Source organism: Brachyspira sp. SAP_772, from assembly GCF_009755885.1.
Classification (GTDB): Bacteria; Spirochaetota; Brachyspiria; order Brachyspirales; family Brachyspiraceae; genus Brachyspira.
In genome coordinates, this window is the sequence record NZ_VYIX01000267.1 from 1 (window position 1) to 613 (window position 613).

The 613-nt window shown below is 32.8% G+C and carries 1 protein-coding gene; it reads right to left on the minus strand.

Features of this window, described 5'->3' with window-relative positions; translation table 11 throughout:
• The coding region (locus tag GQX97_RS13945) for a DNA-packaging protein (RefSeq protein WP_198391266.1) at positions 1–613 on the minus strand (613 nt) is incomplete at both ends.

Sequence of the window (613 nt, forward strand, 5' to 3'; positions counted from 1 at the left end):
TAAACCAAGCTCTTTTAAAGTAAACATCTATAGAATTAACATCTTTCAATCCTAATAATTCATAAACACCCCATACAAAACTGTCTAGCCTGTCTGGGCTTTCTCCTTGCTCTCCTTGATAGCCTTGTATAGTAAGTAAAAGCATTTGATTTTCTAATTTTGGAAAACTTTTTAAGAAATACACTTTACCTTGAGAACAAAGATTAGCTACAGGTAAAGCTCTTAAATATTTACTTTGTGTTGCTCTTACAGGTATCAAACGAACACTTTTACTTTCACTTAATATTGTATTAGCTACATGGTCGCCGCCTTGATTTTCTTCATAAACAACTGCCTCACATTCATAATTAAAATAAGTTTTTACAAGCATTTTCGCATATTCTGAAGCGGTATAATGTCCGCTTACATCAGCTATTAAATGAACATACCCTTCATGAGTGATACCAAGTACAGTTATACCATATTCGTTATTAAAATCTTTAGAGCTTGTRGCAGGGTCCGTTGCTATTATTCTTCTTACATAATTATCTTTGTCATAAGACATATTAAGATTTAAGTCTTTTATTTCTTCATAAGTCCATAAAGCTCCGTCAAACTCTGTCTGCGGTTCTCC